21 protein-coding genes are annotated in these 25,794 nt (G+C 70.4%); 11 read left to right on the plus strand and 10 right to left on the minus strand.

Translation table 11 applies throughout. From position 1 onward, the window contains the following. Positions 1-16: 16 nt before the first annotated feature. The 8 genes from WME85_RS27545 to WME85_RS27580 all read right to left on the minus strand — a co-directional run bounded on the left by WME85_RS27545 (position 17) and on the right by WME85_RS27580 (position 5,437). Positions 17-913 (minus strand): lysophospholipid acyltransferase family protein, encoded by an 897-nt coding sequence (locus tag WME85_RS27545; RefSeq protein ID WP_437496974.1) that lies wholly within the window; start codon positions 911-913, stop codon positions 17-19. A gap of 123 nt (positions 914-1,036) precedes the next feature. After that, entirely contained in the window at positions 1,037-2,218 is a 1,182-nt protein-coding gene (gene queG / locus WME85_RS27550; protein WP_437825337.1) for a tRNA epoxyqueuosine(34) reductase QueG, read from the minus strand. 121 nt (positions 2,219-2,339) lie between these two features. Continuing rightward, entirely contained in the window at positions 2,340-2,915 is a 576-nt protein-coding gene (locus tag WME85_RS27555; protein WP_437302007.1) for an RNA methyltransferase, read from the minus strand. Continuing rightward, positions 2,912-3,754 (minus strand): tRNA (guanosine(37)-N1)-methyltransferase TrmD, encoded by an 843-nt coding sequence (gene trmD / locus WME85_RS27560; RefSeq protein WP_437825338.1) that lies wholly within the window; start codon positions 3,752-3,754, stop codon positions 2,912-2,914. Before trmD ends, WME85_RS27555 begins: the two co-directional genes overlap by 4 nt. A gap of 40 nt (positions 3,755-3,794) precedes the next feature. Further along, positions 3,795-4,307 carry a ribosome maturation factor RimM gene (gene rimM / locus WME85_RS27565; RefSeq protein ID WP_437825339.1) on the minus strand — a complete coding sequence of 171 codons (513 nt, stop codon included), beginning with the start codon at positions 4,305-4,307 and terminating at the stop codon, positions 3,795-3,797. A 12-nt stretch (positions 4,308-4,319) separates the two neighbouring features. Beyond that, complete coding sequence (locus WME85_RS27570; RefSeq protein WP_437825340.1) at positions 4,320-4,571, minus strand: KH domain-containing protein; 252 nt, start codon at positions 4,569-4,571, stop codon at positions 4,320-4,322. Between the two features lies 1 nt (position 4,572). Further along, a complete protein-coding gene (rpsP, locus tag WME85_RS27575; protein ID WP_012237071.1) occupies positions 4,573-4,839 on the minus strand; it encodes a 30S ribosomal protein S16 in 267 nt (88 codons plus the stop codon). 415 nt (positions 4,840-5,254) lie between these two features. Continuing rightward, entirely contained in the window at positions 5,255-5,437 is a 183-nt protein-coding gene (locus WME85_RS27580) for a hypothetical protein (RefSeq protein WP_104982642.1), read from the minus strand. Positions 5,438-5,668: 231 nt separating this feature from the next. Between WME85_RS27580 and WME85_RS27585 the strand changes: the two genes are divergently transcribed. The 9 genes from WME85_RS27585 (at position 5,669) to WME85_RS27625 (ending at position 17,339) form a co-directional block, all read left to right on the plus strand. Continuing rightward, positions 5,669-7,102, plus strand: coding sequence for a DUF4350 domain-containing protein (locus tag WME85_RS27585; protein ID WP_437825341.1), 1,434 nt, complete (start codon positions 5,669-5,671; stop codon positions 7,100-7,102). Further along, positions 7,099-8,076, plus strand: a complete 978-nt coding sequence (locus WME85_RS27590; protein ID WP_437825342.1) for an AAA family ATPase — start codon at positions 7,099-7,101, stop codon at positions 8,074-8,076. The genes WME85_RS27585 and WME85_RS27590 overlap by 4 nt, the downstream gene beginning before the upstream one ends. 7 nt (positions 8,077-8,083) lie before the next feature. Further along, positions 8,084-9,763 (plus strand): DUF58 domain-containing protein, encoded by a 1,680-nt coding sequence (locus WME85_RS27595; protein ID WP_437825343.1) that lies wholly within the window; start codon positions 8,084-8,086, stop codon positions 9,761-9,763. Positions 9,764-9,772: 9 nt separating this feature from the next. Then, the gene (gene rsmA, locus WME85_RS27600) at positions 9,773-10,603 is read left to right on the plus strand and encodes a 16S rRNA (adenine(1518)-N(6)/adenine(1519)-N(6))-dimethyltransferase RsmA (RefSeq protein WP_437825344.1); all 831 of its coding nucleotides are present in this window, start codon (positions 9,773-9,775) and stop codon (positions 10,601-10,603) included. Positions 10,604-10,724: 121 nt separating this feature from the next. Beyond that, on the plus strand, positions 10,725-12,149 hold the full coding sequence (gene atpD, locus WME85_RS27605; protein ID WP_437825345.1) for a F0F1 ATP synthase subunit beta: 1,425 nt from the start codon (positions 10,725-10,727) through the stop codon (positions 12,147-12,149). Between the two features lie 7 nt (positions 12,150-12,156). Next, positions 12,157-12,714 carry an ATP synthase F1 subunit epsilon gene (gene atpC, locus WME85_RS27610; protein WP_436619521.1) on the plus strand — a complete coding sequence of 186 codons (558 nt, stop codon included), beginning with the start codon at positions 12,157-12,159 and terminating at the stop codon, positions 12,712-12,714. Positions 12,715-12,913: 199 nt separating this feature from the next. After that, on the plus strand, positions 12,914-14,863 hold the full coding sequence (dnaG, locus tag WME85_RS27615) for a DNA primase (RefSeq protein WP_437825346.1): 1,950 nt from the start codon (positions 12,914-12,916) through the stop codon (positions 14,861-14,863). 118 nt (positions 14,864-14,981) lie between these two features. After that, positions 14,982-16,901, plus strand: a complete 1,920-nt coding sequence (gene rpoD, locus WME85_RS27620) for an RNA polymerase sigma factor RpoD (RefSeq protein WP_437825347.1) — start codon at positions 14,982-14,984, stop codon at positions 16,899-16,901. A 120-nt stretch (positions 16,902-17,021) separates the two neighbouring features. Then, positions 17,022-17,339, plus strand: a complete 318-nt coding sequence (locus WME85_RS27625) for a hypothetical protein (protein ID WP_437825348.1) — start codon at positions 17,022-17,024, stop codon at positions 17,337-17,339. Between the two features lie 48 nt (positions 17,340-17,387). Here the strand turns inward: WME85_RS27625 and WME85_RS27630 are convergent, their stop codons facing one another. Both WME85_RS27630 and bamA read right to left on the minus strand, forming a co-directional pair. Continuing rightward, on the minus strand, positions 17,388-18,149 hold the full coding sequence (locus WME85_RS27630; protein ID WP_437825350.1) for a rhomboid family intramembrane serine protease: 762 nt from the start codon (positions 18,147-18,149) through the stop codon (positions 17,388-17,390). Between the two features lie 233 nt (positions 18,150-18,382). Continuing rightward, positions 18,383-21,031 carry an outer membrane protein assembly factor BamA gene (gene bamA, locus WME85_RS27635; RefSeq protein WP_437825351.1) on the minus strand — a complete coding sequence of 883 codons (2,649 nt, stop codon included), beginning with the start codon at positions 21,029-21,031 and terminating at the stop codon, positions 18,383-18,385. Positions 21,032-21,341: 310 nt separating this feature from the next. On the opposite strand from bamA, the gene WME85_RS27640 reads away from it, so the two are divergent. Continuing rightward, positions 21,342-23,744: a DNA gyrase/topoisomerase IV subunit A gene (locus WME85_RS27640; protein WP_437825352.1), complete on the plus strand. Its 2,403-nt coding sequence runs from the start codon at positions 21,342-21,344 to the stop codon at positions 23,742-23,744. A gap of 1 nt (position 23,745) precedes the next feature. Further along, positions 23,746-25,683, plus strand: a complete 1,938-nt coding sequence (locus tag WME85_RS27645; protein ID WP_437825353.1) for a DNA gyrase/topoisomerase IV subunit B — start codon at positions 23,746-23,748, stop codon at positions 25,681-25,683. Positions 25,684-25,794 lie beyond the last annotated feature (111 nt).

The following is a 25,794-nucleotide window of genomic DNA, read 5'->3' on the forward strand; positions in this document are numbered from 1 at the left end:
GCTCAAAATCCTTGATTTATTCGAAGTGGAACCACTGTGTCAGGTTCTCCCGGAGAAACCGTTCCATCTCCGCCGTGATCTGCCGCGCCGCGACGTCGAGCTCGGACGGTCCCGGCCTGCGGGGCAGCGAGATGGGCGGCGCGATGCAGATCTCGTACTCCATGAAGCCGGTCCGTCGGGTGAACACCGGGACGATCGGCGCGCCGCTCACGGCGGCGAGCTGGAGCGGGCCCTCCGGGACGCGCCACGGCATGCCGAAGAGCTCGACCTCGCGGCCGCGCATCCCGGACGGGAGCCGATCGATCTGGATGGCCACGACACCCTGTCGCCGCAGGTGAGCGAGCAGCGGGAGCACCGCGAGCGGATCGTCGTCGACGTGCTGCATCCGCACGCCGACCCGATCGCGCGTGCCGTCCTGGATGGCCTGCGCGCGGCTGTCGCGCTCGCGCTGCATCACGATGAGCACGTCGGCCGCGTGCACCGAGCGCAGCAGGGGCGCGGCGGCCTGCCAGCCGCCGGTGTGCGCCGTGACGACGATCACCCCGAGGCCGCGGCGGAAGGCGCTCGTGAAATGCTCGTCATTCACGCACAGGCCGGTGAGCCGCTCGGGTCGGCTGCTGCCCGCGATGAACGCGTCGGTGAGGCAGCTGGCGAAGTTGATGAACACGCGGGCGACGTCGCGGTACTCGTCCAGGGCGCCTCGCTCGCCGAGCGCCAGCCGCAGGTTCCGGAGCACGGCCCGCCGCTGCTCCGGCAACACCGCCCCGAAGAGGAGACCGAACAGCGCGGGGCTGTGACGGACGAGGAGGTCTGGGCCGTAGGTCACCCCAGCGTCGACCGCGCGCCGCCAGAGCACGGAGTCGTGGTGGCGCAGATCGTCGAGGAGCGCTCGGAGCCTGGAAGGGAGATCCACGTTTTTGCTCGTGCGCGCGGCGTCTTGCCGGCGGACACCGTAGCGGATCATCGGGCGCCCGCGAAGGGCGCCCGAGCACCGCCGCGCCGCGGCGCCTCGACCCGTCGTGGCGTGCCGCGCGCCTCAGCGCGCATCGGGATCCTCGGGCGGCCCGATGGGGAGAGGTGCGGCCGGGCTCGCCGGTTCGCCGAACCCTGAGCGGCTCATCCCCCATGCGGCGACGGCGCGCACCGACGCGTCGTCGTGGGTGAGCGCGGCGGCCAGCGCGCGCCTCGCGCTCGCCGCGGCCGCGCCCTCTGCGCCGCGCGCGAGACGGTTCGCAGCGACGATGGTCGCGTTCCTGGCGAGCCCGCCGCGCCGCGCCCGCCGGAGCGGCGTCCCGACGGTGAGCGCGTCGAACTCTTGCTCGTCCAGCGACGCGAGGTCGTCGACGTCCCTCGCTTCCCATCGCGCCAGCGGATGAAACGGCGCGGTGCGCTCGAGGGGCGGCGGCGCGGTCCTGTTGAACGGGCAGACCTCCTGGCAGACGTCGCAGCCGAAGAGGTGCTCTCCCATGCTGGGCCTCAGCTCCTCGGCGGGCGCGCTTCGCTGCTCGATCGTCAGGTACGCGACGCAGCGCCGCGGATCGAGCACGAACGGCGCGTCGAACGCCTGCGTGGGGCACGCGTCGAGGCAGCGCGTGCACGATCCGCAGCGCTCCGCGATGGGCACGTCGGGGACGAGCGGCAGCGTGGTCACCACCTCGCCGAGCAGCTGGTAGCTCCCCTGCCCCGGCGTGATGAGCAGCCCGTTCTTGCCGACGAAGCCGATGCCAGCGCGCGCCGCCCAGACGCGCTCCATCACCGGCTCGACGTCGCAGAGCGGCCGCGCGAGGACGGACGGCGCGAGCGACCGGATGAACGACGCGAGCCGCCGCAGCCGGCGCTTCAGGTGGTTGTGGTAGTCCTGCCCGCGCGCGTACCGCGCGACGCTCTGCGCGAGGGACGGGTCGCGCCCCTCGCTCTCCCTGGGCCGGGCGTACCTGCGGCCGACGCACACGACCGAGCGGGCCCCCTCGAGGATCGCGCTGGTGTCCAGCCGCCGCCGCTGCTCCGCGTACTCCGCGAGGTAGCCCATCTCCCCGTGCATGCCGCGCTCGATGAACTCGAGGTATCGCGCGTGCTCGACGCCGAGCGGCTCGTCCGCGCGCGCGACCCCGACGACGTCGAACCCGAGCGCGAACGCCTGCTCGCGCACCAGCCGGTCGTGCGTCGGTCGCTCCGTGCTCGTCTCCCCTGCGGGACGATGGGCCTCGCGCTTGCTCATGTTGGAGACAGATGGAGACAGATGGAGACAGATGGAGACAGCTGGAGACTGACGGTGATGGGACGGTCGTGACGGTAGTACGGAAGGCGGCGCTGGTCTCGCGCTCAGCGGGCGCGCGGCCTCACCCGGCGCTCTGCTCGCCCAGCAGCCGATCGAGCGTGATCGCGCACGCCGCGCGCACGCTGAGGTGATTGTAGCCGGTGCTCGCTGCAGCCCGGATCGGCTCGATCCTGACGTCGGCGTCGGCGATGAGCTCCGGCGCGAGACCCCAGCCCGTGCCGAACAGGATCAGCACCGGGCGGCTCGCCTGCGCGAGGCGCGCGCGGCTCGCTGCATAGCTCGTCACCGGGAGCCCTCGCGAGGCCGCCGCGGTCGTCCAGATCTCGACGCCTTCCCGCCCCTCGCTGCTCATCGCGCCGTACGCTTCCTCCAGGCTGGCGACCACGGTCAGCACATCCAGGGCGACGGCACGATCCGGTATCCGGCGTTTGCCGGATCCGACCACCCAGTGCTCCCTGATCCGCTCCGCCAGCGCGCGCTGAGCCTCGACCGGGTGCACGACGAAGAGCCGCTCGGCCCCGTACGTACGCGCGCTCCGCGCCATGTCGTGCAGGTCGAGGTTGGTGATCGCGGTGGTCACCGTCTCGCCGGAGCGGTCGAGCACCGGGTAGTGTACAAGCGCGAGCGAGAGCCTCATCGTCGCGCCTCGCCGCCGTCGTCCGGCGCAGCGTCTCCGCCTCGCGCCTTGCGCCACAGGTCGGGCCGGCGCTCGGCGGTGCGCTGCTCCGCTTGCGCCTGTCGCCAGCGCGCGATGGCGGCGTGGTTCCCCTGCTGCAGGACGTCGGGCACCTTGTGCCCGCGGAACTCCACGGGGCGCGTGTACTGCGGGTACTCCAGGAGCCCGGCCAGGGCGGGGCTGTGCGACTCGTGCTCCGCCGAGCCAGCGTTGCCAAGCACCCCTGGCAGCAGGCGCACGCACGCGTCGATCACCGCCATCGCCGCCACCTCGCCGCCGGTCATCACGAAGTCGCCGAGCGAGATCTCCTCGTCGACGAAGGCGCGGACCCGCTCGTCGAACCCTTCGTACCGGCCGCACACGAGCGCGATGGCTGGGCGCGCCGCGAGCTCGATCGCCTTCGCTTGCCGGAAAGGCTGTCCCTGCGGCGTGAGCAGGACCCGGTGCGCTCGCTGGGCGGGGCCAGATGCCTCCGCCGCCGCCGGGACAGATGCCTCCGCCACCGCCGGGACAGATGCCTCCGCCGACGCAGCCCCCGGAGGCGCGCTCCCGGGTTCACCTGCAGCGGCGGCCTCATCGAGCGCTTCCATGCAGCGGACGATGCAGTCGACGCGCATCACCATGCCCGAGCCGCCGCCGTAGGGCGTGTCGTCCACGCTGCGGTGGCGGCCGAGGCCGAACTCGCGCGGGCTGCGCATCTGCACGGAGGCTGCGCCCGAAGCGAGCGCGCGCCCGACCATGCCGATCGCCAGAAACCCGTGGAAGAGCTCTGGAAACAGGGTGACTACAGCGATGCGCATGGAGCTTGTTGCCGCGAGCGACCTCGCGCCGAGCGGCGGATCAGACGAGGCCTTCCAGCGTGACCAGCTGGATGATGTGCTGCTCCACGTCCACGCTGCCGACGAAGCCCTCGGTCAGCGGGATCTCGATCGACTCCGCGCCGTGCCTCTCCACGACGAGGACGTCGCAGGTCGGGTACGACTGGAGCGACTTGACGTGCCCGAGCACCTTGCCCTCGGGGGTCATCACGCGAGCCCCCTCGATGTCGCACGCGTAAAACTCGCCCTCGTCGAGCGGCGCGAACGCGTCTCGCGGCACGCACACCTGCGCGCCGCGCAGGGCCTCCGCCGCGTCCCGATCGTCGACCCCCGCGAGCCGCACGAGCAACGCCTTGTCGGCAGGCCGCGTCGCGGCGATCTTCGCGTCCCGCTCAGCGCCGTCCGGGAAGCGCAGCTTGACCGCGAGCCGCGCGACGAGCAGGTCGGAGGCCTCGTTGTAGAGGCGCAGCCGCAGCTCCCCCTGCACGCCGTGCGGACGGGCGACCTCCGCGACGGGAACGTAGCGTCGCTCCACGTCGGATCCGTCTCAGTCGAGGATGTCGAGGTGCGCGCGCCGCCCCGACTTGCTCGCGGCGGCGCTCAGCAGCGTCCTGATCGACTGCGCGGTGCGGCCGTCCTTGCCGATCACCTTGCCGATGTCCTCGCGCGCTACCGTCAGCTCGATCCGCGGGAAGCGGTCGCCCACGACCTCGCGCACGACGACCCGGTCCGGGTGATCGACGAGCGCCCGGGCGACGAGCGCGACGAGATCGACCAGCGGAGACGTCGAGGAGGCCATGCTACTTCGCGGCGTCCGCCGGGGCGGCCGCCTGGGCGAGCCCAGGATGCTTCAGGAGCAGCGCCACCGTGTGTGTCGGCTGGGCGCCGTTCGAGATCCAGTGCCTCACGCGGGGCACATCCAGGCGGATCTCCGTCCTGCGCGGGTCGTACGTGCCCAGCCGCTCGATGAACCTGCCGCCGCGCGGGCTGCGCTGGTCGGCGACGACGATGCGGTAGAAGGGCGTCTTCTTGGTGCCCGCGCGGGCGAGGCGAATATGAACGGCCATCTGTAGAACCTCGATCGAATGGAAGAGCCCGTGCGCATGTTGTGCACGGCCTGCTCTGAGGCGCCGGAGCGTAGCTCGTTCAGTGCTCGGCGCCAGAAGTGGGGGCGCAACCTAGGCGAAGATCCCGCTCGTGGTCAACCCCGCACGGCATGGCGAGCCCCGCAAACGGCAACTTTCTGGGCGACCGCCTGGCCTCCCCTCGTCCGTTCCCGCCAGACAAGCCTCGCCAGAGCTCGGTTCACGCGAGAAACCGAGCTCCTCGTCGGCGCATCGGGAGGATGCGTCGCGCTCGTTACCTCAGAACTTCAGAATGTGGGGGTGAAAGCGGAGAGCGTCTCGGGGGACGTCTTGCAGGGGTCGCCGTTCAGCTGGCGTTCCTGCCGGAATCGCGGAGGGGGCGTGCTACACCGTGGCGTCAACCCAGATCGAGGATGATGACGCCCCGGTTGGGATCGTCCTCTTCCGCGTCCGGAAGACGACGAGGTGCGGGGTAGCGTTCGATCGGCAGCTCGAGGCGCGGTCGAATTTCTTCTCTTCGGGACCGATCCTTCTCTTCTTCGCGCTGCCGTATTTGCTCGATGATGAACGGAGGAAGCATCGACTAACCCCTCCACCTCGTAGAGTGCTCGGCTGAATTGGTGGAACGAGGTCTGGGAGAAAGCACCCCGCTCTTAGAAGCGAATCTAGCAATGTGGGATGGCGGGTCAAGGTTATCGCTCGGGCCGACAGTGGTATGTTCGCGGCGCTCATGACGCGGTACGGCGCGTGGCTTGCGCACGCATCCTTCGAATTTCACTGGGATGATCGGCGCCCGCATGTGCGCCGGCGGGTGACATGCCGCTCCTTCTCGGTCGCGCTGGTCGCGCTGGTCGCGGTGGGCGCGCTGCTCGCGCCCGCCCGAACAGCGAGCGCGGCCTTCGACGTCAACGACCCGAGCTGGGAAGGTTGCTCGGAGTTTCTCGAGATCGCGCGCGCGGAGCTCGGCGTCGCCAGGGTCCACGCCGTCGCTGTGCTCGACTGGAGCGAGGTCGGCCCCGAGGACGGCATCCTCGTGCTCCATCCGCTGCAGGCGCTCGACGGGGACGACACCACCTCGTTCATGAAGGCCGGCGGGCGGCTCGCGATCGTCGATGATTTCGGCCGCGGCGACGACACGCTCCGGCGGTTCCAGATCGAGCGCATCCCGACGCCAGCCCGGCCGGTCGCCGCGCTCCGGAACCGTCCCTCCCTCGCCATCGCGGAGCCGGTCGTCGACATCGTCGGGGGCCACGCGATCGGTCCCCACCCCGTCGTCAGCCACGTGCAGCGGCTCGTCACGAACCACGCGACCGGCCTCCGGCACCCGAACCTCTCGCCCGTGCTGCGGATCCGCGCCGTCAGCGAGCCAGACGTGATCGTCGCCGTCGCCGGGCAGGTCGGCAAGGGCCGGCTCTTCGCGATGGGCGACCCGTCCGCGCTGATGAACATGATGCTCAGGTACCCGGGCAACCGCGCCTTCGCCTCGGGCCTGGCCCGCTACCTGGTCGACGAGGATGGCGCTCAGCCGCGCCGGGGGCGACTCTTCGTCGTCGCGAACCGGTTCGACGAGGAGAGCTCGTTCGGCGGCGACACGTCGCTCCGCAAGGACTTCGACGAGCAGCTCAAGGCGCTCGCGAGCGCGGTCGAGGACGCCCGCCGCGACGGGCTCCCCGGCGGCGCCCTCCTCGCCCTCGCGGCGCTCGCCGGCCTCGGCCTCGCGATCTGGACCGCGCGCGCCTCGGCGAGGCCCTACAGGAGCCCGCTCCCTCGGTACGCCCGCCCGACGCCGCTCGTCGCGCAGGGAGGCGCCGCCGGGCGCTTCGCGGTCCTCGCCGCCCCCTCGTCCCCGCGCGGGCTTGCTTTCCTGGAGCTGAAGAACGCGCTGTTCGAGGCGCTGTCCGTGCGGTTCGGCCTCGAGCCCAACCCCGGGCAGGAAGCGGTCGCGCGGCTCGTGGCCCGAGAGGGAGCTCTTGACGAGCGAGCCCTCTCGGCCTTCAAGGAGGTTCTGGGCACCATGTACCGAGTCGAAGCGTCCGTCGTCGCCGGCAAGCCGGCGAACGTGTCCAGGACCGCGCTCTTGCACGCCGCCGATGTCGTGCGGAAGGTCCTCGCCGCCTGCGGCGCCGACGGCCGGAAGCCGCCTCGTGGACCTCACCCCGGCGCGCCCGAAGGTCGCCCGACCGCGCCTCCTTCGCAGACCGACGCGAAGCTCGCAACACCACCCTCTGACAAAGGCGCTCGATGAACCAGGTTCAAGCCGTCGCCGTCGACGAAATCTCCGCTGCCAAGGAGCGGATCGAGGCGGTCCGGCGGGAGATCACGCGCGTTTACATCGGATCGCCGCGCGCGATCGATCTGATGCTCACCGCCCTGCTCGCGCAGGGGCACGTGCTGCTGGAAGGTGTGCCCGGCGTCGCGAAGACCACGCTGGTCAAGGCGTTCGCGGCCGCGCTGGGCGCGTCCGTGCGGCGGATCCAGTTCACGCCCGACCTCCTGCCCGCCGACATCACGGGGACCTACGTCCTGTCGCCCAAGGAGGGGACCTTCACGCTGCGCCCCGGGCCGATCTTCGCGAACCTCGTGCTCGCGGACGAGATCAACCGCGCCCCGGCGAAGACCCAGTCCGCCCTCCTCGAGGCGATGCAGGAGCGGCAGGTGACGATCGAGGGCGATCGCTTCGAGCTGCCGTCGCCCTTCATGGTGCTCGCGACGCAGAACCCGATCGATCTCGAGGGGACCTACCCGCTGCCCGAGGCGCAGATCGACAGGTTCCTCATCCGGGTGAGCCTCGGCTACCCGCAGCACAAGGACGAGGTCGCGATGCTCCGCGCGCACAACGTCGAGCCGCCGCGGGCGCGCGCGACGCTCGCCGTCCAGGACCTCCTCATGCTGCAGGGCGTCGCGCGGCGGATCCACGTGGAGGACGATCTGTACGAGTACGCGGTGAACCTCACGGCGTTCACGCGGACGCACCCTCGCGTGCTGCTCGGCGCGTCGCCGCGGGCCACGCTCGCGCTCATCCAGGCAGCGAAGGCGGCGGCGGTGATCGGCGGGCGTCCGTTCGTGACGCCGGACGACGTGCGCGGCATGGCGCCCGCGGCGCTCGCGCACCGCCTGGTGCTCGTGCCCGAGGCCGACGTGGACATGAAGGCGCGCGACACGATCATCGAGGAAGCGGTCCAGCGCGTGGGTTACCGGCGCGCGGCGCGGCCGGCGTAGATCGCCCATGCAGCTCTACCCCACGCGCACCGCAGCCCACCTGGCCATCGCCGGCGTCGCGGTCATGGGCGCCGGGCTGATCGCGCGAGAGCCGGCGATCGTCGGCTGGGGCGGGGCGATCCTGGTCGCCATCGCGCTCGCCCGCGGCGTGACGCTGGTGTCGGTCGCGCGCATCCGCGCGGCCGGGTTCGAGATGCTCTGGGGCGGCTCGAAGCGGGTCCTCCGGTCCGCGCGGGGCGGCACCGTGGAGATCGAGGCCGAGGTGCGCAACCGCGACACGCTCGCGGCTCGCTACGTGAAGCTGCGCGCGATCGCTTCGTCGCAGCTCGACGTCCGCATCGAGCCGAACCGCGGGGAGGTCTCCGCCTCGGGGCGGCTCAAGGTGAAGGTCGTCGTGCGGACGCCGCGCGTCGGCCAGCACGGGCTCCACGGGCTCGCGCTCGAGGTGCACGGCGCCCCCGGCCTCTTCGAGGTGCCGCTGACCTTCGCGAACCCTTACGGGATCGAGGTCCTCCCGCGGCCCTTCATGGCGTACCTGACGCAGCCGCGCGGAGGACGCAGTCATCTCCTCGCCGCCTCCGGCAGGCCCGGGCGCGTGCGCGGCGAGGGAGACGATCTGCGCGAGCTTCGAGAGCACCAGCCGGGGGACCCGTTCCGGAAGATCGCGTGGAAGGCGAGCGCGCGCCGGGGCACGCTGCTCGTTCGGGAGTTCGAGCGCGAGGAGCGGGACGTGGTCTGGATCCTGGTCGACGCGGCCGTGGAGCTCTGGGCGGGCCCGCTCGGCCGCGCTCCGCTCGATCTCATGATCGACGAAGCCTCGGCGATCGCCACGAGGCACCTCGGGCGCGGCGATCGCGTCGGGCTCATCATCCTCGCCCCCGGCCCGCGCGTGACGATCGCGCCCGACCATGGCCCCGGGCACGGCCAGAAGATCGCGCACGCGCTCACCGTCGGGTGCGGCACGTACGACGCGGATCGGAGCGAGCTCGACGAGGCCGACGTCGCGGCGCGCGTCCTCGAGCACCTCAGGCCGCTCGACGCGCGGGGCCTCGACGACCTGCGCCGCGGCGACCTCGACCGGCTCGCCGCCCGCGCCGAGTCGATGCGCGCGCGGGCGCCGTTCTCGGCGCCGGCGCCGCTCGGGCGCTCGCAGCGCGAACGCACGCTGCGCCGCTACCTCGCCAGCTACGGCATCGAATCGCCCGCGCGGACCGAGCCGGACCGGCGCGATCCGGCCGTGACCGTCGCGGAGTCGCTCACGCACGTCGCGCGCACCAAGCCGCGCGCGAGCATGGTCTACGTCCTCGCGCCGCCGCCCGCCGACGCGCAGCTGAGCCGGCTCTCGGAGGCGGTGCGACGGCTCTCGCGCAAGGCCGTGCAGGTGATGTGGACGCTCCCCGATCTCGAGCCGGGCCTCGGTCCGCCCTGGGAAGCCCCGCGGCTGCCGGAGGGCGACGTGGACGAGGAGCAGAAGAGCCTCGCGCCGCCCAACAGGGCCTTCCAGGAGCTCGCGCCGATCGCGGCCGAGGCCGTGCTCATCCGTGCGCGGGTGGCGCAGACCCGCCGTGAAGCCGTGCTGCGCAAGGTCGGCGTTCGCGTGGTACGCCTCCGCGCGACGACCTCGGCCGCGCCGAGCGCAGCCGCGCCCGCGCCCCCCCATGGCGGGGCGCACCCACCTCAGGCCTGAGGACGAGCGATGTCCATCTCCGAGCTCCTGCGCGCGCGCGGGCTCTCTCCAAAGAAAGGGTTCGGGCAGAATTTCCTCGTCGACGTCGAGGCGGCGCGCCGGATCGCCGAGGCGGCCACCACGCCGGCGGGCGGCGCGGTCCTCGAGATCGGGGCGGGGCTCGGCGCGCTCACGCGGCCGCTCCTCGATCGCGCCGCGCACGTCGTCGCGATCGAGCGCGATCGCGACCTCGTCCCCATCCTCCGCGAGCAGCTCGCTGGCCCGATCGAGGAAGGCCGGCTGACCTTGATGGAGGCCGACGCCGCGCAGGTCGACTGGGTAGCCGCGCTCGCCGGCAAGCCGCCCCCGCGCGCGGTGGCCGGCAACCTCCCGTACCAGCTCACGGGCCGGCTCCTCGAGCAGGCGACCACGATCGCGCACGAGATCGACCGCGCGGTGTTCATGGTGCAGCTCGAGGTCGCGGAGCGCCTGACCGCCGCCCCCGGCACCGGTGACTACGGCGCGCTCTCGGTCTTCGTGCAGGCCGCGTTCGAGGTGCGCCGCCTCCTGACCGCGCGCGCGGGCGCCTTCTATCCGAGGCCGGAGGTCGACTCCGCCGTCGTCGTCCTGACGCCGTGGCGGCCGCGCCGCGCCGAGGAGACGGACGCCTTCCGAGCTGCCGTGCGCGCCGCCTTCTCTGCCCGCCGCAAGACGCTCCGGAATGCCTGGAAGAACCTCTACGGCTGGTCGCCCGAGGAGCTCGATCGCCGCGCGAAGGACGCCGGGATCTCGCTCGACGCGCGCGGCGAGACGCTCAGCGTCGAAGCGTTCGCGCGGATCGCCGCTTCCAGCGGCCGCTGACCGCTGTCGCGCGCCGGCGTCTTCTCACGGGAGAGCGCCCGGAACCCCTAGTCGGACGCGCAGGTCCGTGCTAGTGGGCCGCGCGACTCGTCAAAGCTCGTACGAGGAGGGCTCCCGCTCCATGGTTGTTGGAAAGATCACCCAGGTCATCGGACCGGTCGTCGACGTCGATTTCCCGTCGGGCCAGCTGCCCAAGATTCTGAACGCGCTCAAGTTGAGCAACCCGAGCATCTCGGCCGAGCCTGACAACCTCGTGCTCGAGGTCGCCCAGCACCTCGGCGAGTCGACGGTGCGCGCCATCGCGATGGACTCCACCGACGGCCTCGTGCGCGGGATGGAAGTCCGCGACACCGGCAAGCCCATCATGGTGCCGGTCGGCAACGAGTGCCTCGGCCGCATCCTGAACGTCGTCGGCGTGCCGATCGACGAAGCCGGCCCCGTGCACGCCAAGAAGATGGCGCCGATCCACAGGGAGCCGCCCCCGTTCATCGAGCAGTCGACCAAGGTCGAGGTCTTCGAGACGGGCATCAAGGTCATCGACCTGATCGCCCCCTACCGCAAGGGCGGCAAGATCGGCCTCTTCGGCGGCGCTGGCGTCGGCAAGACGGTGCTCATCCTGGAGCTCATCAACAACGTCGCGAAGGCGCACGGCGGCGTGTCCGTCTTCGCCGGCGTCGGCGAGCGGACGCGCGAGGGCAACGACCTCTTCCTCGAGATGAGCGAGTCGAAGCTCGCGGACGGCAGCCCCGTCATCTCGAAGGCCGCGCTGATCTACGGCCAGATGAACGAGCCCCCGGGGGCCCGCGCCCGCGTCGCGCTCTCGGCGCTCGCCGTGGCCGAGCACTTCCGCGACGAGGAGGGCCAGGACGTGCTCCTGTTCGTCGACAACATCTTCCGGTTCACCCAGGCGGGCTCCGAGGTGAGCGCGCTCCTCGGGCGCATCCCGAGCGCCGTCGGTTACCAGCCGACGCTCTCGACGGAGATGGGCGCCTTCCAGGAGCGCATCACCTCGACGACGAAGGGCTCCGTCACCAGCGTCCAGGCGATCTACGTCCCTGCCGACGACCTGACCGATCCCGCCCCGGCGACCGCCTTCGCGCACCTCGACGCCACGACCGTGCTGTCGCGCGCCATCTCGGAGCTCGGCATCTACCCGGCCGTCGATCCGCTCGACTCGAACTCGACGATGCTCGATCCCCAGATCGTCGGCGAGAAGCACTACTCGGTCGCGCGGCGCGTGCAGCAGACGCTGCAGCGCTACAAGGACCTCCAGGACATCATCGCGATCCTCGGCATGGACGAGCTCAGCGAGGACGACAAGCTCGTCGTGTCGCGCGCCCGCAAGATGCAGAAGTTCCTGTCGCAGCCGTTCTTCGTCGCGGCCCAGTTCACCGGGCTCGAGGGCAAGCTCGTGGCGCTGAAGGACACGATCGTGGGCTTCGAGGAGATCCTCGACGGCAAGCTCGACCACGTGGCGGAGCAGGACTTCTACATGGTAGGCGGCATCGACGAGGTGAAGGCTCGAGCTTCGCAGAAGGCGGCCTGACGCAGCCATGGCCGACACAATCCTCCTCGAGATCGTGACGCCGACCGGCGTCGCGCTGCGCGAGCAGGTCACGGACGTGACCGCGCCGAGCGTCGCCGGCGAGTTCGGCGTGCTCCCGGGTCACCTCCCCCTGCTCGCCGCGCTCCGGACCGGCCTCGTGACCTACCACCAGAACGGCCAGGAGCACCGCCTGGCCGTTCACCACGGCTTCGTCGAGGTCGCCCACGACACCGCGCTGCTGCTCACCGAGCGCTTCGCGAAGAAGGATGACGTCGACGTCGTGAGGGTGCGCCTCCGGCTCAAGGAGGTCGATGCTGAGCTCGACCACTGGCAGGGCGACCTGACTGATCCGCGCCGCCGCGAGCTCATCGAAGAGGAGCAGTGGCTCGCCACCGAGCTCGAGCTCATCGGCGATCCGCCTCCGCCGATGGTCCGCGAGGACACGCGGTTCCTCGCCGAGCACGCCGAGGCGCCGTCGGTCGAAGAGATGGTCGAGGCCTCCCAGCCCGACGAGAGCCTCACAGATCACAAGAGGCCCGGGTCTCCGTTCCCCGATCCGAAGTGACGTACCAGGCGGCTACCGCCTTGCGCGTGCGGCCGCCGCACAGGACACTGTTCTCCACACAGGCCGCGAGGGGCTGGGGGATCTCCCGCTTCGCGAGCTGCCCGCACCGCCCGGGCGCTGGCGCGAACGCCGCCACGCCGTCCGGGTTCACCTGTGACGATCTGCGGGCCCCGCGCGCACGGGGTCCTCAAGGCAGCCCATGATCTCTCCGGAGACGATCGCGCTCGTGAAAGAGCGCACGGATCTCGTAGCGCTCATCGGCGAAAGCGTGCGCCTCACGCGCCGCGGGCACTCCTTCACCGGGCTCTGCCCCTTTCACAAGGAAAAGACGCCGAGCTTCCACGTGAACCCGAACCGCGGGTTCTACCACTGCTTCGGCTGCAAGGAGACCGGCAGCGCGATCGACTTCGTGATGAAGCTCGAGGGCCGGACGTTCGCCGAGGCGGTGCGCGAGCTCGCCGAGCGCGCCGGCATCGAGGTGGCGGAGGCGCTGACCGACGCCGAGCGGCGCGAGGCGCAGGCCGCGCGCAGGTCGAAGGACGACCTCTACGCCGTGAACCACCTCGCCGCGACGTTCTTCGAGCACAGCCTCCGCGGGGGCCCCGGCAGCAGCCCCCACCCGCTCGCGCGCTACGCGCACGAGGAGCTCGAGCGCCGCGGCTTGCCCCTCCGCGACGGCGATGGAGCCGTCGACCCCATCGCCGACGCCCTGCAGGCGTTCCGGATCGGCTACGCCCCGTTCGGCTGGGACGGGCTCACCGCGTACCTGCGGCAACAAGGGATCTCGCCGGTGCTCGGGGAGCGCGTCGGGCTCCTCGTCCCGCGCTCGTCGGGGAGCGGCCACTACGACCGCTTCCGGCACCGGCTCATGTTCGCCGTGACCGACGTGATGGGCCGCGTGATCGCGTTCAGCGGGCGCGCGCTACCAGATCCGAGCCCTGCGGAGCTCTCGTCGCTCGGCCTCACCGGCCCTGCGCCGCAGGCCGACAGCGCTCCGGCGAAGTACATCAACAGCCCCGAGTCGCCGATCTACACGAAGGGCGAGCACCTCTTCGGGCTGTACCAGGCGCGCCAGGCGGTCCGGCAGCGCGGCGAGGCGATCCTCGTGGAGGGCAACTTCGACGTCGTCGCCCTCCACGCGCGCGGCATCGGACACGCGATCGCCCCGCTCGGGACCGCGTTCACGCCGGGGCAGGCGAAGCTCATCAAGCGCTTCGCGCCCGCGGTCGTCCTGCTCTTCGACGGCGACGCGGCCGGCAAGAAGGCCACGCGGGCGGCGCGCGCCCCGTGCCGTGAGGCGGGGCTCAGCGCGCGCGTCGCCTCGCTGCCAGCCGGCCTCGATCCTGACGATCTCGCGCGCAAGCACGGCCCGGACGCGGTGGCCCGCATCGTCAAGGGCGCGCGCGGCCTGCTCGAGCACCTCATCGACGAGGCGCTCGACGGCGACAGCTTCGGCGGCTCGTCGCTACCCGAGCAGCTCGCCCGCGTGCGCGCCGTGGCCGCGCTGCTCGCCGAGGAGGACGACCCCAACCTCCGGATGATGGCGAAGCTCTACGCCGATCGCGTCTCCTCGAAGCTCGTGATCGGCGGCCGCTCGCCCGATGACCTGCGGCAGCTCGAGCGCGTCGTCGAGGAGTCCCTCTCCCGGCCACGAAGCCAGCCCACCCGCGAGGTGACCCCCTCCGGTCAGAGCACCGATACCTGGGAGCACGCCCGGTCGCGCGCGCAGCTCCAGGAGATCAGCCTCGAGATCCTGGGCTCTCTCCTCGATTTCCCGGAGCTCCTGGCTGACGACGAGGTGCAGGGGGCGCTGGAATGCCTCGAGGGCGACGTCGCCCTTGCAATTGTCGCAGCGCGTCAAAATTTCAGTTTTGAAATGGGTCTTGCCGCCGGCGAATTTCTTGCGCAAGTCCCGGCTCCGATCCATTCATTCGCGGCTGGACGGCTGGTCTCGCCTGTCTTCGAAGCGGCCTCGACGGCCAAGGCGACGCTCTTGGAAAATTCAAACAAGTTGAGCAGGCAAGCCCTGGCGCGACAGAAGGCCGCCGTGATGAGCCAGCTTCAGAAGAGCGCGGTCGACGCCGATGCTGAAAACGCTTTGCTGCGTGAACTATTCCAGCGAAGAGCGGGGGGGCTCGGTCTTCCTTGATGCGTTCCGGGTCGCCCCGACGTGGCGCCCCGACGTGCGTGATCCCTAAAGTTTGTCGGAATCATTTGGTGTCTTGTCGGTCGCGGCGAGCTGGTCGCCGTAAGTGGAGCATGAGGTAATGGCGAGCAAGGCCAAGCAATCTTCCGGTCGGGCAGGCGGGGTCGCGAGGGCGGCGGGGGGCGGCGCGCTGAACGGCGCGCGGCACGCTTCGACACGCGGGCACGCCGAGGCAGGGGCACGCCCAAGCAACAAAGGAGACGCGGGCATCCGAGCCGAGCGGTCCGAGAAGGACCGGAAGACGCTGGAAAAACTCGTCGAGACCGGCAAGAGCAAAGGCTTCCTCACCTATGATGAGGTGAACGACGCGCTCCCCGCGGACGTCGCGCCCGATCAGCTCGACGACGTGGTGGGCGCCCTCGGCGACGAGGACATCGAGATCGTCGACGGCGCGACCCAGGTGAAGATCGCGCCGAAGCGCATCGCCGACGAGGAGGCGGGCGAGAAGAAGCTCGTCGTCACGCCCGACCGCGAGGAAGAGGACGTCGACTACTACTCCAAGTCGAACGATCCCGTCCGCATGTACCTCCGCAAGATGGGCAGCGTCTCGCTGCTCACCCGCGAGGGCGAGGTCGAGATCGCGAAGCGGATCGAGATCGGCGAGCAGAAGGTCAACGCCGCCATCCTCGACTCCCCCATCGCCGTCCGCGAGATCATCGATCTCGGCGAGAAGCTCCGGAAGCACAAGATCCGGGTGAAGGAGCTCATCAAGGACGCCGAGAACGACGACCAGGAGTTCGACGAGGAGGAGGCCGACCGGCGCATCATCCGCCTCATCGACAAGGTGAAGCGCGTCGACAAGAAGAAGGCGGAGCTCCTCGAAGAGCGCAAGGACGTGAAGACCGAGGTCCGCCGCAAGCAGATCGACGTCGAGGTGACGCAGGCGACGGCCGAGCTCGTGACGACGCTCGAGGAGATGCGCCTGAACAAGCGGACGATCGACAAGATCGTCCAGAAGCTGAAGAGCCTCATCTCGAAGGTCGAGAAGGCCGAGGCCGGCGCGACGGAGCTGGAGCGGCGCACGGGGCTCTCGAAGGGCGAGCTCAAGCGCGAGCTCATCAAGGTGAAGGGCAACCGCGCCCTCGAGGGGCGGCTCGCCAAGAAGCTCAACGTCCAACGCGAGGAGCTCAACGACTTCGAGTCGACCATCAAGAACGCCCAGAAGGGCCTGAAGAAGGTCGAGGAAGAGCTCAACATCGACGTCGCGGCGATCCGCGAGACCTACGAGAACATCCGTGAAGGCGAGCGGATGGCGGAGCGCGCGAAGGCCGAGCTGGTCGAGGCGAACCTCCGCCTCGTCGTCTCGATCGCGAAGAAGTACACGAACCGCGGCCTCCAGTTCCTCGACCTCATCCAGGAGGGGAACATCGGCCTCATGAAGGCCGTCGACAAGTTCGAGTACAAGCGCGGCTACAAGTTCTCGACGTACGCGACGTGGTGGATCCGGCAGGCGATCACCCGCGCGATCGCGGACCAGGCGCGGACGATCCGCATCCCGGTCCACATGATCGAGACGATCAACAAGCTGATCCGCACCTCGCGCTACCTCGTGCAGGAGTACGGCCGCGAGCCGACCCCCGAGGAGATCGCCGAGAAGATGGAGCTCCCGCTCGACAAGGTGCGGAAGGTCCTGAAGATCGCGAAGGAGCCGATCTCGCTCGAGACCCCCATCGGCGAGGAGGAAGACTCGCACCTCGGCGACTTCATCGAGGACAAGAGCGTGATCTCGCCTGCGGAGGCCGTGATCAACATGAACCTCGCCGAGCAGACCCGGAAGGTCCTGAAGACGCTGACGCCGCGCGAGGAGAAGGTGCTCCGGATGCGCTTCGGCATCGGCGAGAAGAGCGACCACACCCTCGAAGAGGTCGGTCAGGACTTCGAGGTCACCCGCGAGCGCATCCGCCAGATCGAGGCGAAGGCGCTCCGCAAGCTCCGGCACCCCAGCCGGTCGAAGCAGCTCAAGAGCTTCATCGACAGCTAGCCCGTGCGCTGGCCTGCTCGGCAACCGAAGGCAGCCCCCGCGCGCAGGCCGGGCTGCCAGCTCCTCCCCGGCGCGCCCCGCGCTGCTCGCGGGGGGAGCGCGCTCGCCGAGCAGCGCGCCGTGGCCCTCCTCGTGGTCGCGGGCGCGCTCCTCGTCGCCGGGTGCGGCAAGAAGACGATGTCCGAGGAGGACTGCCGCCGTGTCGGCGAGGCCATGCGCGCCGCGTGGGCGGCAGAGGTGAAGCGGGTCGGGCCGGCGGCTCCACGGGGCTCGGGGAAGGCCTCGGTGGTGCTCGAGAGCGAGGGCGAGCGGCTCTCGTCCGAGTGGACGTCCGACTGCAAGCGGGAGCTCGCTGGGCGGGAGATGAGCCCGGGCGAGATCGAGTGCCTCACCCGCGCGAAGACGCTCGAAGAGCTCCGCCGCTGCGCCGCGCCGTGAGCGCCCGCGAGCGCGCCTGAGACCCGCGAGAGGCGCTCTCCGGCGACCTCAGTTCAGGTAGCGCTTGTCCTTCGGCGGGTCCTTCTGGCCGCCGGGGATGACCCGGAGCGGGGTGCCGCCGGAGCGGCCGCGCGCCGCGGGGACGCGGCGGAGCGCTGCGGACTGCGCCTGCAGCTGGCGGAAGCGCACCCGCAGGTAGAAGCGGCGGAGCGGGGAGAAGTCGCCGAAGAGATAGCCGGCGAGCATGCCGCCGAACGGCGTGATCAGCCCCTCGGGGGGCGCGCGCATGGCGATGACGTTGAGCACCGACAGGCCGAAGATGAAGACGAGCAGCATGGTGCCCGTCACGGGGACGACGAAGAACAGGCGGACCGTGGCGTGGCGGTGCGCAAGCGCCCACGCGACGGCGACCGCCTCGATCATCCCGAGGCCGCCATAGAACAGGGGCTGCGCCACCTTCGGGAAGAGCGCGCCGACCGCCACCTGGAGCGCGAAAGCGAACGCCGCAGAGCCGAAGAGGAACGCCACCATGCGGCCGGCGCCCCAGCGCTCCTCGAGCGAGGTGCCGAGGAAGTACAGCCCGAGCAGCGTCGTGATGAAGTGCCACGGGTCGCTCGGGCTGTGGATGAGCGGCGCGGTGAGCAGCCGCCACAGCTGACCATGGAGCACCCGCTCGCTGCTGCCGACGAACGGCTGGAGCACGCCTTCCCCGGCGCCTCCCCAGTTCAGCCCCAGGGTGAACATCACCCAGATACAGCCGATCGCGATCATCATCCCCAGCAAGGCCTTGCCTGGTCTGGGGAACCCCATTGAGCCGTGCTCCGGGCGCATGCTTTCCACCTAACAGCCGCGCCCCCACCCGGCAACCGCTGCCCCCGCGGTTCACCGCGATTCGGCCCCCGACCAGCGCCCGCGCGCTCCGCGCTGCGCGCGCGCCATGTCAGCCAGGACGCTCCTCGGCAGGGGCCGCCCGGCGGCGCGCGAGCCGCGAGGCCGCGCGCCAGGGGAGCTCCCTCATCCCCGCCGTCTCCCGGACCAGCGGCTCAGAAGAAGTTTCCGATGTTGAACTCGAACTTGTACGTCTCTTCGTAGGGCAGTCGCTTGAAGGGGAAGCCCCACTCGAAGCGCAGCGGCCCGAGCGGGGAGAACCACCGGAGCCCGAACCCCCATGAGGTGCGGACGTCGAGGAGACGCTCGAGCGAGAAGCACGGGTTCGTGACGTCGTGCGGCGAGGCGGGCGCGGCGTTGCAGTAGAGCTTCTCGAGGTTCCAGGCGTTGCCCAGGTCCGTGAAGACGACGCCCTTGATCTGCACCGCCTCGATGAGCGGGAACTCCAGCTCGAGGTTCTGGTAGTACATCAGGTTGCCGCCGATGTTCGCGCCGTTCGCGATGGGCGGTGAGTTCGGATCGAGCGAGTCGCGGAGCGGCAGGCGCGGACCGATGTCCCGGATCTCGAAGCCGCGCACGTCGAGGATGCCGCCGAGGAAGAAGCGGGCGAAGATCGGCACCCCTTCCGGGTTGGGGCTCGTCACCATGCCGGCCTCGGTGTTCAGCTTGAGGACCAGGCTGTCCGTGATCGGGTAGTAGAACCTCCCCGTGGCGCGGTACCGCAGGAACTCGTTCTGGCTGCCGAACGCGCTGTGGGCGAGCTCCACCGAGCCTTGCAGGTAGATGCCGGACGTCGGGAAGAGCTGGTTGTTGCGCGTGTCGAAGGTGAGCGCAGGGCGGATGCTGGACGTGATGCCGTCGTTGAAGAGGTTGTAGAGCGGGAGCCGCTGGAACGTGGACCGCGCGTCGGCCGTGCCGAGGCCGGTCGTCGTCGAGGACGAGATCTCGTCGTTCTCCAGCGTGTAGGTCAGCTGGGCGCGGAGCTCCGGCTCGATGAGCGGGTAGCCGATCGTGAGCGAGCCGCCCGTGGAGGTCTGCGAGAACTCCTTGTAGGCCCGCAGCTGGTTGTAGACGCTCACCGCCGCGGAGAACGGGCTGTCGAACAGGTACGGCTCGAAGAACCGCAGGTCGATGAGGCGGCGCAGCCCCGAGATCTGCGCCTGGAGCGAGAGAGACTGGCCGCTTCCGAGCAGGTTCGCCTGCTGGACCTGCGCCGTCGCGATGAAGCTCTCGACGCTCGAGAAGCCGGCGCCGATCTGGAAGGTGCCCGTCGGCTTCTCGCCGATGTCGACGTTGACGTTGATGTGCTGGGCGTCCTCGCCCTGCTCGGTGGAGATGTCGACCCGCTCGAAATAGCCGAGCGCGGTGATCCGCTGCTTCGACCGCTCCAGCTTCGTCTCGCTGAAGAGCTTCCGCTCCTCGACCTCCATCTCGCGGCGGATCACCTTGTCCCGCGTCTTCGTGTTGCCGCGGATCTCGATGCGCCCGAAATAGACGAGCTGGTTTCTGCGGATGCCGACGGTGATGTCGACCTCCCGCCGGTCCGGGTCGAGCTGGGTGTCGGGCGAGGCCTCGACGTTGGCGTAGCCGGCGTCCCGGTACAGCGTCTGGATGGCGCTGAGATCCTTCGCCAGCTCGGCGCGGTTGAACCAGTCGCCCGGCTTGGCCCGGACCATCTCGCGCAGCGCCCGGCGCCCGCCGATCGGCTCGACCTCGCGGCCGTCAGCGTCCCGCTCGTAGACGCGGAGCGAGCGGATCCGGAACCGCGGCCCCTCGTTGATCGTCAGCGTGACCTCGATGCCCGTGCGGTCGGGCGTGAGCATCACCCTCGGCGTCGCGACCTGCGCCGCGAGGAAGCCTCGGTCGTAGTAGAGCGCGTTGATCACGAGCACGTCGCGCTCGAACGCGTCCTGACGGAAAGGGCCGCCCGTGCCGAAGGCGAAGAAGCCCCCCTGCCCCGTGATCATCACCTCCCGGAGCTCCTCGTCCGGGATGTTGTGGTTGCCGATGAAGGTGATGCGCCGGACGGTGACCGGCGCGTGCTCCTTGATCGTGAACTTGAGGGTGACCTGGTTCTCCCGCTCCGGGACGATCTCGTAGCTGACCTCGGCGAGGAAGTAGCCCTCCTCGGCGTACTTGTCGCGGAGCTTCTGCACGCCGCGCCGGATCGCCGCGTAGCTCAGGATCGTGCCGGTCTTGACCTCGACCGAGAGCGCCTCGGTCAGGTCCTCGCTGCTGATCTCGTTGTTGCCGGAGAACTCGATGCCCTTGATGCTCGGGCGCTCGCGGACGAGCACCCGCAGGCTCACGCCGTCGTCGCGGCGCGTGAGGTCGACCTCGACATCGTCGAACAGGCCGGACTCCCAGAGCTCCCGCACGTCGCGCGCCAGCCCCTCAGGGGTGAACGGCCGGCCGACCCGCGTCTGCCCCAGATAGACGAGCACGTCCTCGGTCGAGACCCGCCGGTTGCCGGCGACGACGACCTGGGCGACCGGCTGCCCGCGGGCGAGCTCGGCCTCCGTGGGCGCCAGGTCGAGCGTCGGCTCGGCCGCAGCGGCGGCGCCCTGCACAGGTGTACCGCCGGCGCCGGGCTGCGCTCCCCCGGCCGCAGCGGCCGGGGCGGCTGGCGCAGCGGCACCGGCCGGAGCGGGAGGCGGCGTGGCGTCACCCCCGGGCTGCTGGGGGTCCGGAGCACCTCCGGGCACCTGCGCTGCAGCGAGCCGGGGCCGAGCCACTGCCGCAACGAACACCAGGAAGAGGCCGAGCCAGACGAGCCGCAGCCAGCGGCCGGGGAGGCGAAGCATTGAGCGGGTGCCTGTCGCGTACAAGGCGCCACCCCGTAGCCCAGTGCGCCGTGAGTCTCAAGGGCGGACGCCGAAAACGGGGCGTCACCGACGGGTCACGCTGCGATCCCGGCGTTCGGGTCGATCCCGGAGCCAACTGACGCTATGCCAGGGCCCGAACGAGCGCAGGCGAGCCCTCGCCGCCAGAAATTCCCGCGAGGTAGCCTTGACCGAGCGCGAGGCCCTGGGTAATTGCCGAGGCTCGCCAGCGCTCACCTGAACATCGGAGCACCTGTTCAACCGGTGCCCCGCGCACTGCCTGGAGTAACGCGTGTCTCGAACCCCCTCCCTTCCGCCCGACGGTGAGGCGCCTCGCAGGGGCCGCCGTGGTGGCCGGCCCGGTGACAGCGAGCCGCCGCCGCCCCCGGCGCCCGACACCTCGCTCGCCGACGAGGCGCAGCGCCGGTACCTGAACTACGCGCTCAGCGTCATCACGTCGCGCGCGCTCCCCGACGTGCGCGACGGGCTGAAGCCGGTGCAGCGCCGCATCCTCTACGCGATGCTGCACGACCTGCACCTCGGGCCGGACGCGAAGTACCGGAAGAGCGCCGCGGTCGTCGGTGACGTGATGGGCAAGTACCACCCGCACGGCGACGTCGCGATCTACGACGCGATGGTCCGGCTCGCGCAGGACTTCGTGATGCGGGCGCCGCTCATCGCCGGCCACGGGAACTTCGGGTCCGTGGACGGCGATGCGCCGGCGGCGATGCGCTACACGGAGGCGAAGCTCCGCCCCCTCGCGCTGGAGCTGCTGAGCGAGCTCGGCCAGCGCACCGTGGATTTTCGTCCCAACTACGACGGGACGCGCTTCGAGCCGATCGTCCTCCCCTCGCGCTTCCCCAACCTGCTCGTGAACGGCTCGCAGGGGATCGCGGTCGGGATGGCGACGAGCATCCCGCCGCACAACCTCGGCGAGGTGATCGACGCGTGCGTCGCGCTGATCGAGAACCGCGAGATCACGACGCAGCGGCTCCTGTCGTACGTGAAGGGGCCCGACTTCCCGACCGGCGGCCAGCTGCACGCGACGAAGAAAGAGCTCGAGGCCGTCTACACGTCCGGCCAGGGCTCGCTGAAGCTCCGCGGCGAGTGGCGGCTGGAGGAGGGCGACGGCAAGCGCGGCGCCGCGCCCCAGATCGTGATCACCTCCATCCCGTACGGGATCGAGCGGAAGGCGATCGTCGAGAAGATCGCCGAGGTGATCGTCTCGAAGAAGCTGCCGACGCTCGTGGACATACGCGACGAGTCGACCGCCGAGGTGCGCATCGTGATGGAGCTGAAGCGCGGCGCGGACGCGCAGCTCGTGATGGCGTACCTCTACAAACAGACGCCGCTCGCGACCAACGTGCAGGTGAACCTCACCTGCCTCGTGCCCACCGACAACGTGGACGTCGCCGCGCCGCGGCGGCTCGGCCTGCACGAGATCCTGACGAAGTTCCTCGACTTCCGCTACGGGACGGTGACGCGGCGGCTCGAGTTCCAGCTCGGTGAGCTGCGGCGGCGGATCACGATCCTCGAGGGCTTCGAGAAGATCTTCGACGCGCTCGACGAGGTGATCCGGATCATCCGCAAGAGCGAGGGCAAGGCGGACGCGGCCGAGAAGCTGATGAAGCGCTTCGCCCTGAACGACGAGCAGACCGACGCGATCCTGGAGCTCAAGCTCTACCGGCTGGCGCGGCTCGAGATCCTGCTCGTGCAGAAGGACCTCGCCGAGAAGCGCGCGGAGGCGAAGCGGATCGAGGGGCTGCTCAAGAGCGACGCGAAGCGCTGGGGGATCGTTCGCGACGAGCTCGTCGAGATCAAGGGTTCTTACGGCGACAAGCGTCGCACCAAGGTGCTCGGCTCGATCGACGAGCCCGAGTACCAGGCCGAGGACTTCATCGTGGCCGAGGACGCGAACGTCATCCTCTCGGCGCAGGGCTGGGTGAAGCGCGTGCGCGAGGTCAGGGATCTCTCCTCGACGCGCGTCCGCGAGGGCGACAGCGTGCTCGCGGTCGTCGCGGGCTCGACGCGATCGACGGTCGCGTTCTTCTCGAACCTCGGCGCTTGCTACGTGTGCCGCATCCACGAGGTGCCGCAGTCGACCGGCTACGGCGATCCCGTGCAGAAGCTGTTCAAGCTGGCCGACGGCGAGCGGCTGATCGCGATGCTCTCGTTCGATCCGCGGGCGCTCGACGTCCCGGCGCCGACCCCGGACGCCGCCGAGCCGGAGCCCCCCTTCGCGCTCGCGATCACGCGCGGGGGGCTGGGCTTCCGGTTCTCGCTGCGCCCGCACCGCGACCCCTCGACGCGCTCCGGGCGCCGCTTCGCGAAGCTGAACGAGGGCGACGAGGTGCTCTTCGTCCACGCCGTGGACGGCGCCGACCGGGTGCTCTGCGCCTCGAGCGACGCCTGGGCGCTGAGCGTGGCCGTGGAGGAGCTCGCGCTGCTCTCCGGCCCGGGTAAGGGCTCGGTCGTGATGCGGGTCGCCGAGGGCGAGCGCCTCGTCGGCGCCGCGCTCGCCCTCGGCCCGAGCGACGCGATCACGGTCGAGACGGAGAAGGGCAAGACGCTCGAGATCGCCGCGAGCAAGATCGCCGGTCCGCGCGGCACGCAGGGCGAGCCGGTCGCACGACGCGACCGCTTCGCCCGCGTGGTGCCGCCGGCCGTCGTCGTACCGACGCTGGAGGTGAGCTGACATGGCCGCCACGAATCCCCCGGTCCGCGCCGCGTCCGGCGCACGTTACACGGCTGCTGACATCGAGGTGCTCGAGGGGCTGGAGCCCGTCCGCAAGCGCCCCGCCATGTACATCGGCGGCACCGACGCCAGGGGCTACCACCACCTGCTCTGGGAGATCGTCGACAACGCCGTCGACGAGGCGATCAACGGGCACGCGAAGCGGATCGAGGTGACGCTCGACGCCGACCTCCAGGGCGTGACCGTGACCGACGACGGCCGCGGCTTCCCTGTCGACGTGCACCCCCGGTACAAGCGCCCCGCGCTCGAGCTCATCCTGTGCACGCTGCACGCGGGCGGGAAGTTCGGGAGCGACAACTACAAGGTCTCCGGCGGCCTCCACGGCGTCGGCTCGAGCGTCGTCAACGCGCTCTCGGAGCTCGTCGAGGTCCGGGTGCTGCGCGACGGGTTCGAGCACCAGCAGACGTTCTCGCGCGGCGCGCCGACCAGCAAGCTCAGGAAGGGCGCGCCCACCCGCAAGCACGGCACGAGCATCCATTTCCGGCCAGATCCGGAGATCTTCGGGCAGGGCCGGCGCTTCGACTCGGAGACAATCCGCGAGCGCCTGGAGGCCAAGGCCTATCTTCACGGAGGGCTGGCGATCGCGTTCCGCGATCTCTCGTCCGGGGAGTCGATCGAGCTCCTCCACCCGAACGGCATCGCGGACTTCCTGCCGAAGCTGGTCGCCCAGCGCGGCAAGGCGGTGACCCACCCGTCCATCTTCCACGTCGCGCGCGAGGGCGAGATCCGGCTGGAGACCGCGCTCCAGTGGACGGAGTCGACCGACGAGTACGTGAAGTCGTACGTCAACGGCATCCCCACGCACGCGGGCGGCTCGCACGAGTCCGGCTTCGGTGCCGCGATCGTGAAGGCGGTCCGTGCCTTCATGGAAGCGAAGAAGATCCAGCCGAAGGGGGTGACGCTGACGGCAGACGACATCCGCGAGGGGATCGTGGGTCTACTGTCGATCTACATCCAGGAACCCCAGTTCCAGGGGCAGACGAAGGATCGGCTCAACAATCCAGAGGCAGGACCGGCGGTCGAGGGCATGGTCCGGCCGGCGCTCGAGCAGTGGCTGCTGCACAACGGCACGGCCGGCGAGTCGATCGTGGCGCGCGCCATCCTGGCGGCGCGCGCCCGGGAAGCGCGGCGCGAGGCGACGCAGCAGGTCCTGCGCAAGACACCCGTCTCCCACCGGCTCAACCTGCCAGGCAAGCTCGCGGACTGCGCCTCGACCGATCCGAGCGAGAGCGAGCTCTTCATCGTCGAGGGAGACAGCGCCGGAGGCTCCGCCAAGCAGGGCCGGGACCGCCGTACCCAGGCGATCCTCCCGCTGCGCGGCAAGGTGCTCAATGCGGAGCAGGCCTCCACTTCGAAGGTGCTCGGCAACAAGGAGCTCCAGGACATCGTGAGCGCGCTCGGCTGCGGCTTCGGAAAGGACTTCGACGCTTCCAAGTTGCGCTACGGCAGGATTTTTCTGCTGATGGACGCCGACAGCGACGGACAGCACATCGCGACGCTGCTGCTGACCTTCTTCTACCGACATTTGCCCGGCCTGCTCCGCGGCGGGCACGTGTTCCTGGCGCAGCCGCCGCTCTACCGGATTGATGTCGGCAAGGAGACTCACTGGGCGCTCGACGATGCAGAGCGCGACCGGGTCCTCGCGAAGCTCCCCAAGACGGCCAAGGCGGACATCTCGCGGTTCAAGGGTCTCGGCGAGATGCCCGCGGAGGACCTCAAGGCGACGACGCTCGACATCCGCCGACGGCGCGCGCTGCGCATCGTGATCGAGGGAGAGATCGAGACCGATCGCATCCTCAACGAGCTGATGGGCAAGGACGCCCAGGCGCGATTCCGCTTCATCATGGAGCGCGCGCCGAACGCCGAGATCGACGTCTGAGCATCGACGGCCCGCTCCCGAGATCGCGGTGACTCCGCGCCTCGCGCGGCGTTCGTTAGATGCCGAGACGCCCGCGAATATTCATCACCTGACAACCACAAAAGCGCCGCG

Origin of the sequence: Sorangium sp. So ce1153, from assembly GCF_051521595.1 — a bacterium.
Taxonomy (GTDB): Bacteria; Myxococcota_A; Polyangia; order Polyangiales; family Polyangiaceae; genus Sorangium.

Coding starts and splice junctions, on each gene's coding strand:
- queG (WP_437825337.1), bottom strand. CDS start 2,218: ATGAGCAAGCGCGAGGCCCATCGTCCCGCAGGGGAGACGAGCACGGAG.
- WME85_RS27555 (WP_437302007.1), bottom strand. CDS start 2,915: ATGAGGCTCTCGCTCGCGCTTGTACACTACCCGGTGCTCGACCGCTCC.
- trmD (WP_437825338.1), bottom strand. CDS start 3,754: ATGCGCATCGCTGTAGTCACCCTGTTTCCAGAGCTCTTCCACGGGTTT.
- WME85_RS27570 (WP_437825340.1), bottom strand. CDS start 4,571: ATGGCCTCCTCGACGTCTCCGCTGGTCGATCTCGTCGCGCTCGTCGCC.
- rpsP (WP_012237071.1), bottom strand. CDS start 4,839: ATGGCCGTTCATATTCGCCTCGCCCGCGCGGGCACCAAGAAGACGCCC.
- WME85_RS27580 (WP_104982642.1), bottom strand. CDS start 5,437: ATGCTTCCTCCGTTCATCATCGAGCAAATACGGCAGCGCGAAGAAGAG.
- WME85_RS27590 (WP_437825342.1), top strand. CDS start 7,099: ATGAACCAGGTTCAAGCCGTCGCCGTCGACGAAATCTCCGCTGCCAAG.
- WME85_RS27595 (WP_437825343.1), top strand. CDS start 8,084: ATGCAGCTCTACCCCACGCGCACCGCAGCCCACCTGGCCATCGCCGGC.
- rsmA (WP_437825344.1), top strand. CDS start 9,773: ATGTCCATCTCCGAGCTCCTGCGCGCGCGCGGGCTCTCTCCAAAGAAA.
- atpD (WP_437825345.1), top strand. CDS start 10,725: ATGGTTGTTGGAAAGATCACCCAGGTCATCGGACCGGTCGTCGACGTC.
- atpC (WP_436619521.1), top strand. CDS start 12,157: ATGGCCGACACAATCCTCCTCGAGATCGTGACGCCGACCGGCGTCGCG.
- dnaG (WP_437825346.1), top strand. CDS start 12,914: ATGATCTCTCCGGAGACGATCGCGCTCGTGAAAGAGCGCACGGATCTC.
- rpoD (WP_437825347.1), top strand. CDS start 14,982: ATGGCGAGCAAGGCCAAGCAATCTTCCGGTCGGGCAGGCGGGGTCGCG.
- WME85_RS27630 (WP_437825350.1), bottom strand. CDS start 18,149: ATGGGGTTCCCCAGACCAGGCAAGGCCTTGCTGGGGATGATGATCGCG.
- bamA (WP_437825351.1), bottom strand. CDS start 21,031: ATGCTTCGCCTCCCCGGCCGCTGGCTGCGGCTCGTCTGGCTCGGCCTC.
- WME85_RS27645 (WP_437825353.1), top strand. CDS start 23,746: ATGGCCGCCACGAATCCCCCGGTCCGCGCCGCGTCCGGCGCACGTTAC.